Genomic DNA, 11,092 nt, shown 5'->3' with positions numbered 1-11,092 from the left:
AAATCTTTTTTTTTGAACAATAAGAAACAATGTTTTCGGGCAGCAGCCGCAAAAACAAAAGCGAATTATTTTGTTCAAAATCAAATTCTTAGCACATTGAGCGAAAGCCAAATGGGATTTTTGGGAGGAGGATAATCTTGCCCCGAAACAGCAAAAAATGCGCTTGGACGAACGGCCAACACTGGCAACAACGCCCATTGCTGTAACTGTATGGGTTGCCACCATTCCACCAGCGCAGCCACCTCAAACGGCACATCTACTTGCGCCTGTACGTGTTGGTCGGTGGTCAGGTTCTTGATTTCGTATTGCTGGCAACAGCCCTTTTTGGGGTTGCCTTCTTTTTTCATGGGGCACGAGCAAGCCGACTTTTGCCCCAATACGGAAACAGCCACATTGCCGCCGCAGCTATGCAGCGAAACGCCCATGTTTGCACCAAACACGAGGTAAAAAGCGGTCAATATGATAGCGAAATACTGTTTCATGGCTATAAATCCGCACAAAGATAGATAAACCATTCCAAAATTCATTTATATAATTCGGGCGAAAGTTTATAACGATTTACCAAAATTCCCCCACACAAAACCCCAAATAATTGATAGCTTTGCAGGCGTTGGCGCAGACGGCCAAATCTTTATAAAAGATAAATTTCTGTATTGTTATTAAATTTTTTCATTATAAAAAATGCAACACACCATCAGTCACGAGTTATTTAGCAAAGCGCAACAAGTGATTCCAGGGGGCGTAAATTCTCCTGTTCGTGCTTTCAAAGCCGTAGGCGGCAATCCTGTTTTTATCAAATCGGCCAAAGGCGCGTACTTACACGACGAGGACGGCAACCAATACATTGAGTTTATCAACTCTTGGGGGCCAATGCTTTTAGGGCACGCCAATCCTGTGATTGAAGAGGCCGTGCGCGAAGCCATTTCTTCTTCTTTGTCGTTTGGCGCACCAACGCGCCGCGAGGTCGAAATGGCCGAATTGATTATTGATATGGTGCCTTCGGTGGAAAAAGTTCGCATGGTAAACTCTGGCACTGAGGCGACTATGTCCGCGATTCGGGTGGCGCGTGGCTACACAGGCCGCGAAAAAATCATTAAATTTGAAGGTTGCTATCACGGACACGGCGATTCTTTCCTGATTGCGGCGGGTAGTGGCGCGGTTACACTTGGCGTGCCCGACAGTCCAGGGGTTACTAAAGGCGTAGCCAACGACACGCTTACAGCTCCTTACAACGACCTTGCCGCCGTGCAAATGCTTGTAGCGGCCAACCCGAACCAAATCGCAGCAATTATTATTGAGCCTGTGGCGGGGAATATGGGTTTGGTGTTGCCAAAAGAAGGATTTTTGGAAGGTTTGCGCGAGTTGTGCACACGCGAAGGCATTGTTTTGATTTTTGATGAAGTAATGACAGGCTTCCGATTGGCACGCGGCGGCGCACAAGAACGCTTAGGCGTAATGCCCGACATGACGACTTTGGGTAAAATCATCGGCGGCGGAATGCCCGTAGGTGCTTACGGCGGCAAACGCGAAATTATGGATTGTGTAGCTCCCGCAGGGCCTGTATATCAGGCGGGTACGCTTTCGGGCAACCCCGTAGCTATGGCCGCAGGTTTGGCTATGTTGCGCTACCTGAACACACACCCAGAAGTTTATACCTTGCTCGAACAAACCTCGCAAACCATCGTGAACGACATTCGCGCCAACTGCAAAGCCTTAGATTTGAACCTGACAATCAATCATATCGGGTCAATGTTTACGGTTTTCTTTACGGATAAACCTGTGGTAGATTTCACCACCGCCAAACAATCCGACTTGGCCGCATTCGGGCGATATTTCCAAGCCATGTTGCACGAAGGCGTGTATTTGGCCCCGTCGCAGTTTGAAAGTTTGTTTGTCTCGACGGCATTGGCCGAGCCTACGCTTTTGCAACAAGTGGCACAAGCCAACAAAAAAGCATTGGCCGCAGCTTTTGGCAAATAATATTATTGGGTATTTTTAACTCATCAAATACATTTATTATAGAACTTTGCCGCGCTTTGCCCATGACCACGCAAGAAAAATATATCAACCCTTTCACGGACTTTGGTTTTAAGAAATTGTTTGGCTCTGAACCGAACAAAAACTTGTTAGTGAGCTTTTTAAATGAAATATTGAAACTCGATATTGTGGAGCTTACTTACAAGAAAACCGAGCATTTGGGTGCGTCGGATTTGGACAGAAAAGTTATTTTTGACTTATACTGTGAAAATGAGCAAGGCGAAAAATTCATCGTGGAGCTACAAAAAGCGCGGCAAAGTTTCTTTAAAGACCGTTCGATTTTTTATGCCACATTTCCGATACAAGAGCAAGCGGAAAAAGGTGATTGGAACTACGAACTGAAGGCGGTTTATACCGTCGCGATTCTTGATTTTTGCTTTGAAGACCAATTCAAAGACGATTTGAAAGTAGAAGTTCAACTCAAAGACAAGGCGCAAAACCGTGTTTTTTACGAAAAACTCACGTTTTTGTATTTGCAAATGCCCAACTTCCAAAAGTCAGAAAATGAACTGGAAACGCTGGAAGACAAGTGGTTATATTTGTTAAAAAATTTGCATAAGCTACAAAATCGTCCTGTGCGATTGCAAGAACGCGTTTTTGCGCAAGCCTTCGACACGGCAGAATTAGCGAAATTGGACGCAACCGAGCGCACGGCCTACGAGGACAGTTTAAAATATTACCGCGATGTCAAAAACTCACTGGATACCGCTAAAGAAGAAGGGCGTGAGGAAGGCCGAGAAGAAGGGATTGAAATTGGCAAAGAGCTTGGGATTGAAATTGCGACTATTAAAGGAATTCAAAAGGCTTTAGCACAAGATAAATTTAGTTTGGAAGATATAGCCACGATTTTTGATGTGTCTGTTGAGTTTATCCTAAAAATAAAAAATGGAGAGGTTTAGTAATGGCTAAGCAGCAGCGCACGGCCTACGAGGACAGTTTGAAATATTACCGCGATGTCAAAAACTCGCTGGATACCGCTAAGGAAGAAGGGCGTGAGGAAGGCCGAGAAGAAGGGATTGAAATTGGCAAGGAACTTGGTCGCGAAGAAGGGATTGAGATTGCAACTATCAAAGGAATTCAAAAGGCTTTAGCACAAGATAAATTTAGTTTGGAAGATATAGCCACGATTTTTGATGTATCTGTTGAGTTTATCCTAAAAATAAAAAATGGAGAGGTTTAGCTTTTAATAAAAATAGCAGGTAAAAATTAATTTACTGTTTGTCAATATTTTAACAAAATACATTTGAACGAAAAAATACAAAACGATTTGAGTATGACGGGAATGGTGGTCAAATCTACGGGTTCGTGGTACATCGTCCGCGATGAGGCTGGCACGTTACACCGTGCACGTTTGCGCGGCAAATTCAAGCTCCAAAACAAAGCCACTACCAACCCGCTGGCTGTTGGCGACCGCGTACAGTTTGAGGCCGAAATAGGCGGTGAAGACACCGTAGCCATTACACACATCGAGCAGCGCGACAACTACATTTTGCGCAAATCCGTACACAAAACCGCACAAGGGCATATTATCGCAGCCAACATAGGCCAAGCCCTTTTGGTGGCGTCGTTGGTGTTGCCGCGCACTTCGTTTGGATTTATAGACCGCTTTTTGGTCAGTGCCGAATCGTTCAGAATCCCAACTTATATTGCTTTCAATAAAGTGGATTTGCTGGACACAGACGACCGCGCCTATTTGGACGACGTAATGAAAATGTACGAGTCGGCAGGCTACAAATGTTTGCCAACCTCGACGGTAACGGGCGAAAACATAGACACTTTGCACGAGATTTTACACCACAAAAAAACGTTACTTTCTGGGCATTCGGGCGTAGGAAAATCCAGCCTTATCAATCAGATTGGAAATGGATTGGATTTGCGCACACAAGAAATTTCGACGTTTGCCAACAAAGGCGTACACACCACAACTTTTGCGGAAATGTTTGAATTTGAGCCTGATAGCTTTGTGATAGACACGCCAGGCATTAAGGAACTGGGCATTATGGACATCGAAAATGAAGAATTAGCGCATTTTTTCCCAGAAATGAGAGCCATGTTAGGGCAATGCCGTTTTTATAACTGCACGCACGTACACGAACCCAATTGCGCGGTATCGGCGGCGGTAAAAGCGGGCCAAATTTCACTGACACGTTACGAAAGTTATTTAAGCATTCTCTCTGGCGACGACAACCGAAAATAAATGAGTACGACAATTTTGCCGCCCAGAAATGGCGGCAAAAACTTTTTTGGTACATCTATACTCGAAAGCCACCACGAAAGCATTACCTTTGTATAGTCTTTTTCGGACAAGTAAAAGCATTAACGTTTTTCTATTATTTTTCTTCTTAACTCAATGAGCGATAGCATCAAACACGAATGTGGCATAGCCCTTATCAGGCTACGCAAGCCGTACCAATATTATATAGACAAATACGGCACGCCTCTTTATGCCATCAACAAGTTGTATTTGCTAATGGAAAAGCAACATAACCGAGGGCAAGACGGTGCGGGAGTGGCCAACATTAAGATAGGCGTAGCGCCAGGAACTCCTTACATAGATAGAGTGCGATCTGTGGACAGCCAACCCATCGCGGCAATTTTTAATAAAGTTGCCAAAAAGGTGAAAAAAGCCAAAAAGCATGCCAGCAAAGAACAGTTCCGAAATGCCCATTGGCTCAAGGAAAATATGCCTTTTTCGGGGGAACTTTGGCTCGGACACTTACGCTACGGTACGCACGGCGTAAATTCCATAGAAAATTGCCACCCCATGATGCGTGTAAACAGTTGGCGAAGCCGCAACTTAGTAGTAGCTGGCAACTTCAACATGACAAACGTAGATGAGCTTTTTGACAAACTCGTAGAACTGGGACAACACCCCACGGAAATAGCCGACACAGTAACTGTAATGGAAAAAATCGGCCATTTCCTTGACGAAGAAAACCAACGCCAGTTCGATTTTTACAAAGAAGAATATAACAATCAAGAAATTACGGAAGTGATTGAGTCGCGCCTCGACTTGCAACGTATGCTTTTGCGTTCGTGCCGAGACTTCGATGGCGGCTATGCGATGGCTGGTCTTGTGGGACATGGTGCAGCTTTTGTGGCCAGAGATCCCGCAGGCATTCGCCCCGCGTATTTTTATGCCGACGACGAAATCGTAGTCGTTGCCTCCGAAAAACCCGCTATCAAAACTGCCTTTGGGGTGCAGTACAGTGATATTCAGGAAATAAAGCCCGCGCACGCACTCATTATCGAAAAAGACGGTAGTTATAGCCAAAAACAATTTATACCCGAACTCCCCAAAAACTCGTGTAGCTTTGAGCGTATTTATTTCTCGCGCGGCTCAGATCCAGATATTTACCGCGAACGCAAGCAACTTGGTTTGTTGCTTTGCCCTCAAATCTTAGAACACATAGACCACGATTTGGCCAATACGGTTTTCTCGTTTATCCCGAACACTGCCGAAACGGCCTTTTTGGGCATGATGCAAGGCATAGAGGACTATTTGTGCGATTATCGTAAACGTTCGATTCAGGATAAACAACTTTCGGCGGAAGAACTGGATACTATCTTTTCGTTTAGGCCACGTATCGAAAAATTGGTGATTAAAGATGCCAAATTGCGCACGTTTATCACCGACGACCAAAACCGCGAAGATATGGTTTCGCACGTGTACGACACGACCTACGAAATGATTGAAAAACAAAAAGATACGGTGGTTGTGATTGACGATTCGATTGTACGCGGCACGACGTTGGAAAAAAGCATCTTGACCATGCTCAACCGCTTGGAAGCCAAACGCATCGTAATTGTTTCGTCTGCGCCGCAAATCCGCTACCCTGATTGCTACGGAATTGATATGTCCAAATTGCGTGAATTTGTTGCGTTTCGGGCAATGTTAGCCCTTTTGCAAGACACTGGCCAAGAACAAAAACTGGACGAAGTGTATGAAAAATGTATCACAGCCGAAGCCGAAGAACGCAGCCACGAACAGAATTTTGTACAAGAATTATATGCTTTGTTCACAGACGAGCAGATTTCGGACAAAGTGGCAAAAATTGTTACCCCCAAAAATTGCAATGCTGAGGTAAAAGTTATATTCCAAACCGTAGATAATTTGCATAAAGCGTGTCCCGCGCACTCTGGAGACTGGTATTTTACGGGCAATTACCCAACACCTGGCGGTAATAAGGTCGTGAATCGTGCATTTATCAACTTTATGCAAGGCAAAACGGTAAGAGCTTACTAATCAAAAGATTGGAGTAGGTATAAAATAAAACCTGCCCTCACAGAGAGCAGGTTTTGTTGTTTTATATTTTACTAAATCATCAAAAAAAATGAAAAATCTTTTGTGGGTGCAAAACAAACGATTTTATTGGTAAAAATCAAAGAACAAAAGATTTTTTTTCCAAAGCGCATTCTTGCATATTTTTTTTACTACTTTTAGGCGTTTTGCTTGAGTTATGAATCGTATTTTTTATTTTTTATTACTTCTTATGCTTTTCTCAACGCCCAGCGTTGCGCAGAATAATACAAGCATTGAAGCAATACTACAAATGCCCGACGATTCCAGTAAAATTAATGAATTGAATAATTTTGCTTTTAAGGAAGTAACCGATGACGCGCATTTGGCCGCCGAACACAGCCGTTACGCCCTCGAATTGTCCGAAAAACTCAATTACCCAAAAGGCAAAGCCAAAGCCCTACTCAATTTGGGTTATGCTAATTTTACGCTGGGGCAATACGTGAAAGCCCTTTCTTTCTACGAAAAAGCGAAAAGTATCCGCGAAAGCATCGGCGACAAACAAGGTGTAGCCAGTGCGTTGAATAATATAGGTTTGGTGTACAAGCTGCAAGCACAATACGCCGAAGCATTGGACGCTTTCGTTAATTCGCTCAAAATTCGTCAGCAACTCGGCGACAAAGCAGGCATCGCCGCTTCTGTGAATAATATTGGCAATGTTTACGAAACGCTCAACGATTACGAACACGCCCTTTTGTATTACAATCAGGCCTTAACCGCTTGCCAAGAACTCGGCAACGAAGAAGGCGTGGCGGGTGCGTACAACAACATCGGCAACGTGTATCGTAGCCAACGCAATACGAAAGAAGCCTTTAATTATTACCAAAAAGCGTTACAGATTCGTAGCAAAATCAAGAATTTGCGCGGAATGGCCGAGTCGTACAATAACATCGGCGAAATCTATCGCTACCGCAACAATTTGCCCGAAGCGTTGCGGTATCATCTTAACTCACTGAAAATCAAGAAAGAACTTGGCGATCAATACGGCATCGCCGTTTCCCTGAATCGTGTGGGAGACATTCACGCCTCGCAAGGCAATTTTGCGATTGCCCAACTCTACCAAGAAGAAGGCCTCGTGTATGCGATGCAAATGGGTGCTAATGAAGAAATTAAAGAAATTTATTTGAGTCTGTCGAACTTGTCGGCGCGGAAAGGCGATTACCGTTCGGCCTACAGCTATTATAAAAATTACGTTTCGATAAAGGATTCTATTTTTAATAAAGAAAAAACGGAACGCCTCACGCAGCTTGAAGCACACTTCAACGACGAGCAGAAAGAGGCACGTATTAAACTCTTAGAAAAAGACCAAGCCATTCAGAATCTGGCACTTAAAGAAAAAGAAGCCCAAATCAATAAGCAACGTTTGTTTAATGCATTGTTTGTGGCGGGCTTTGCTTTCATCGTAACGATGGTACTCATTTTGTATCGCAGCAACCAGCAAAAGCAGCGTGCCAATCGGGTGTTGGAAGAAAAAAATGTCGAGATTCAGGAGCAAAGAGATGACCTTGAAGCCAAAAACATTGAGATTCAGCATCAAAAAGAATTGGTTGAATACAAAAACAAAGAAATTACGGACAGTATTTTGTACGCGCAACGTATCCAGCAAGCTATTTTGCCATCGCTGCCGCGCATACGCCAAACGCTGCCCGACTTGTTTGTGTTTTATAATCCGCGCGATATCGTAAGCGGCGATTTTTATTGGTTTACGGAAGTACAAGCTTCTTCGCAAATTATTTTGGCCGTAGCCGACTGCGTGGGGCACGGCGTGCCAGGGGCATTTATGACCGTGATGGGCAACGCGCTACTCAACGAAATCGTAAATGAAAACCGCATCACGCAACCCAGCCGCATTTTGCAGGAACTGGACAAAAAAGTAGTGGTGGCCTTGCACCAACAACAATACTCCAACGAGTTTGAGTCGGGTTCGTCGGGCATGGATATAGTGCTGGTAAACATCAATTTTGCTTTGCAAGAAATTACGTTTGCAGGTGCGAAACAGCCGCTTTACCATTGGCACAACAATGAACTACATGTAGTGCCCGCCAGCAAATTTTCGATTGGGACAATGGCCTTAACCGAAAAAGAATTTACGCAACAGTCGTTTGTCTATCACAAAGGCGACATGATATACATGGCCACCGACGGCTACCAAGACCAATTTGGCGGCAAAAACGGCAAAAAATTCATGACCAAGTCGTTCAAAGAAATGTTGGCGCGTATCCACAGCCAACCGACCGAGTTGCAACAGGCTTATGTCCAAGATATTTTTCATCATTGGAAAAAAGACAATCAACAAACCGACGATGTGTTGGTAATGGGCGTGCGCCTGTAAATCTTTATTCTTCGTCGTCTTCTTCCAACATAAAATTCGTGTAAGCCGAGCGCAACTCCTTATAGGCGTGGTGTTCGGCTTGTGCACTGCTTACCTGCAAGCCTTTTTCGTAGGTTTGTTGGGCTTGTGGGCGGCGGCCAAGTTCGGAGTAGAGTTGGGCTGCATGATAGTACGTTGGCACGTAGTCGGGGAAGTCGGTTAGCAGCTTTTCGAAATACGAAATAGCTTTGTTTTCGTCGGTTTTCAGATACTCCAAAGCGATGCCATAAAATAAAAATGGGTCGTTGGGCGTTTCTTCTAAAAGTGCAAATAGTGCTTCTAAGCGATTTGGTTTCATTTATTTTTTTCTTTTTAATTTTTTCTTGATAACTTAGTCCCAAATTTACTACTTTTGTGCGCAGATACAAAGCGTAAAGCAAGTATCCTAAGCCAAAATAATTTCTTTAAAATATTGATTTTCAAAATATTTCTCCAAAAAAATAATCTTTTAATATTTAACCCAATTAACGTCTAACTATGAAAATACTCGTTTGTATTACCAACGTTCCAGACACCACCACAAAAATTACGTTTACTGAGAATAATACAAAATTGAACGCCGCTGGAGTTCAGTTTATCGTAGGCCCTTACGACGATTACGCATTGGCAAAAGCCATCGAAATCAAAGAAGCAAACGCAGGTACAACCGTAACCGTGTTGAACGTGGGTACAGCCGAAACAGAGCCAACTATCCGTAAGGCTTTGGCTATTGGTGCTGACGACGCTATCCGTGTAGATGCAGAACCAACAGATTCTTTCTTCGTAGCGCAACAAATCGCGGAAGTGGCTCGCGCCGAAAAATACGACCTTATCCTGATGGGACGTGAGTCTATCGACTTCAACGGCGGCCAAGTTCATGGTCTTGTTGGTGAGTTGCTTGGCGTTCCGTCGGTATCGCCTGTAATGAAACTTGACCTTGCGGGTAGCACAGCGACAGTGGCACGCGAAATCGAAGGCGGTAAAGAATATTTGGAATTAAACCTTCCTTTCGTGGCGGGTTGCCAAGAGCCTATCGCAGAATGGCGTATTCCAAACATGCGCGGCATCATGTCGGCACGCACGAAACCTTTGAAAGTGGTAGCCGTAAGCAACAACGAAGCCCTTACTTCGCTTGTGAGCTACGAACTTCCTCCACAAAAAGGTGCTGTGAAAATGGTTTCGGCAGAAAATCCAGCCGAATTGGTGAATTTGTTAAAAACTGAAGCGAAAGTGCTTTAATTCACCATTTTACCTCCAAAACTATTTTAATCAATAATCAAAAAAATTAACGATATGTCTGTATTAGTATTTGTAGAAAGTGCAGAAGGCGAAGTAAAAAAATCATCTCAAGAGGCGGTAGCCTACGCAGCAGCCGTAGCCGCTAAATTGGGTACAAGTGTAACGGCTTTGGCGTTTGGCGGTAGCGAAGCGGCTTTGGCTGACTTGGGCAAATTCGGTGCTACAAAAGTGCTTAACGCTACGGATAGCCGTTTGGAAAATCCCAACAGCGTAGCGGCTGCAACGGCTATCAGCCAAGCAGTAGAAGCAGAAGGCGCAACGGTAGTTATTTTCGCAAAATCATCGCTTACAGATGGTGCAGCTCCTCGCGTAGCGGCTCGCTTCAAAGCTGGTTTCGTAACCAACGCTTCGGAAGTGCCAAGCACAGACGGCGGCAAATTCACCGTAAAACGCAGCATCTACACAGGCAAAGCATTTGCTAACGTAGAGTTGAAAGGCGATAAAAAAATCGTTTCTATCAAGAAAAATGCCGTAACAGTAACAGAAGGTAGCGGCTCGGCCACAGTGGCAGCATTCGCGCCAACTTTCGCTGATTCGGATTTCTTGGTGAAAAGCAAAAGCGTGGAAAAAGCAACAGGCGAAATCCTTTTGCCAGAAGCAGAAATCGTTGTATCAGGCGGTCGCGGCTTGAAAGGCCCTGAAAACTGGTTCTTGGTAGAAGATTTGGCGAAAGTATTGGGTGCGGCTACGGGTTGTTCTAAACCTGTTTCTGACCTTGACTGGAGACCACACCACGAGCACGTAGGCCAAACTGGTATTAAAGTAAGCCCGAACCTTTACATCGCTATCGGTATTTCGGGAGCTATCCAGCACGTGGCAGGTATCAACTCTTCTAAAGTAATTGTAGCTATCAACAAAGACCCTGAAGCTCCAATTTTTAAAGCTGCTGACTACGGTATCGTGGGCGATGCTTTCGAAGTTATACCGAAACTTACGGAGGCTTTTAAAGCTGCAAAATAATTTTTCCTTATAAATTTGGTAAGATTTTCCCTAAAAAGCCCGCACGTCATGGTGTGGGCTTTTTTTTAGTGGTTAATAAATCCTTTGGCAAATCCTCTCCAATTCAAGAATCTGCCGTTTGTCATTTTGTGAAATATCCATACTTC

10 protein-coding genes are annotated in these 11,092 nt (G+C 44.2%); 8 read left to right on the top strand and 2 right to left on the bottom strand.

Annotated elements, in window-relative coordinates:
- Window positions 1-80 precede the first annotated feature (80 nt).
- Window positions 81-482 carry an HYC_CC_PP family protein gene (locus tag BM090_RS06270; protein ID WP_091509333.1) on the bottom strand — a complete coding sequence of 134 codons (402 nt, stop codon included), beginning with the start codon at window positions 480-482 and terminating at the stop codon, window positions 81-83.
- Window positions 483-681: 199 nt separating this feature from the next.
- Here BM090_RS06270 and hemL point away from each other — a divergent pair, with 199 nt between their 5' ends.
- From hemL to BM090_RS06240, 6 genes are all read left to right on the top strand, one after another.
- Window positions 682-1,980, top strand: a complete 1,299-nt coding sequence (hemL, locus tag BM090_RS06265; RefSeq protein WP_091509330.1) for a glutamate-1-semialdehyde 2,1-aminomutase — start codon at window positions 682-684, stop codon at window positions 1,978-1,980.
- A 62-nt stretch (window positions 1,981-2,042) separates the two neighbouring features.
- On the top strand, window positions 2,043-2,936 hold the full coding sequence (locus BM090_RS06260; protein WP_091509328.1) for an Rpn family recombination-promoting nuclease/putative transposase: 894 nt from the start codon (window positions 2,043-2,045) through the stop codon (window positions 2,934-2,936).
- 2 nt (window positions 2,937-2,938) lie between these two features.
- Entirely contained in the window at window positions 2,939-3,217 is a 279-nt protein-coding gene (locus BM090_RS06255) for a hypothetical protein (RefSeq protein ID WP_091509325.1), read from the top strand.
- Window positions 3,218-3,310: 93 nt separating this feature from the next.
- Window positions 3,311-4,234: a ribosome small subunit-dependent GTPase A gene (gene rsgA, locus BM090_RS06250; RefSeq protein WP_091509513.1), complete on the top strand. Its 924-nt coding sequence runs from the start codon at window positions 3,311-3,313 to the stop codon at window positions 4,232-4,234.
- Between the two features lie 153 nt (window positions 4,235-4,387).
- On the top strand, window positions 4,388-6,283 hold the full coding sequence (locus BM090_RS06245) for an amidophosphoribosyltransferase (RefSeq protein WP_091509321.1): 1,896 nt from the start codon (window positions 4,388-4,390) through the stop codon (window positions 6,281-6,283).
- Window positions 6,284-6,497: 214 nt separating this feature from the next.
- Window positions 6,498-8,669: a tetratricopeptide repeat protein gene (locus tag BM090_RS06240; RefSeq protein WP_091509318.1), complete on the top strand. Its 2,172-nt coding sequence runs from the start codon at window positions 6,498-6,500 to the stop codon at window positions 8,667-8,669.
- A 4-nt stretch (window positions 8,670-8,673) separates the two neighbouring features.
- Here BM090_RS06240 and BM090_RS06235 read toward each other — a convergent pair whose 3' ends face one another.
- Window positions 8,674-9,006 carry a tetratricopeptide repeat protein gene (locus BM090_RS06235; RefSeq protein ID WP_091509315.1) on the bottom strand — a complete coding sequence of 111 codons (333 nt, stop codon included), beginning with the start codon at window positions 9,004-9,006 and terminating at the stop codon, window positions 8,674-8,676.
- Between the two features lie 179 nt (window positions 9,007-9,185).
- On the opposite strand from BM090_RS06235, the gene BM090_RS06230 reads away from it, so the two are divergent.
- Together BM090_RS06230 and BM090_RS06225 are read left to right on the top strand one after the other, a co-directional pair.
- Entirely contained in the window at window positions 9,186-9,926 is a 741-nt protein-coding gene (locus BM090_RS06230) for an electron transfer flavoprotein subunit beta/FixA family protein (RefSeq protein ID WP_091509311.1), read from the top strand.
- Between the two features lie 54 nt (window positions 9,927-9,980).
- Window positions 9,981-10,946, top strand: coding sequence for an electron transfer flavoprotein subunit alpha/FixB family protein (locus BM090_RS06225; protein WP_091509308.1), 966 nt, complete (start codon window positions 9,981-9,983; stop codon window positions 10,944-10,946).
- Window positions 10,947-11,092: the final 146 nt, after the last annotated feature.

Source organism: Flexibacter flexilis DSM 6793, from assembly GCF_900112255.1.
GTDB lineage: Bacteria > Bacteroidota > Bacteroidia > Cytophagales > Flexibacteraceae > Flexibacter > Flexibacter flexilis.
The sequence above is the reverse complement of the archived record's forward strand: the minus strand, read 5'-3'. Positions and strand labels throughout refer to the sequence as shown.